This is a genomic window from Pseudomonas sp. Kh14 (assembly GCF_900291005.1).
Lineage (GTDB): Bacteria > Pseudomonadota > Gammaproteobacteria > Pseudomonadales > Pseudomonadaceae > Aquipseudomonas > Aquipseudomonas alloputida.
Genome location: NZ_OLKJ01000194.1, coordinates 1 through 255 on the forward strand (window position 1 = coordinate 1; position 255 = coordinate 255).

The 255-nt window shown below is 42.4% G+C and carries 1 protein-coding gene; it reads right to left on the minus strand.

Annotated features, from left to right (window positions below; translation table 11 throughout):
- Nucleotides 1-255, minus strand: a 255-nt coding sequence (locus tag FQ668_RS27805; RefSeq protein ID WP_178097202.1) for a recombinase family protein, incomplete at both ends; no start/stop codon positions are given.

A 255-nucleotide genomic window follows, 5' to 3' on the forward strand; every position in this document is an offset into this window, starting at 1 on the left:
GAATACCTGCGGTCACCAATTTTTGTTTCAATTCTTTCCATTGCTCGTAAGGGAGGCGAGAAAGTCGGTCAACTTTCTCAATGAGCAACACATCACCTCGATGCGAGTCTTCAATCAAACGAGCTAATTCAGCTCTTTCTAATTTAGCGCCTGATAAATGTTCAGTATAAACACTAGCAATGCGTACATTATGTTGTTTGGCAAAATTGTGCAGTTCACTTTTTGCTCGCTCGGCATCTTGCTCTGTCGTTGAGG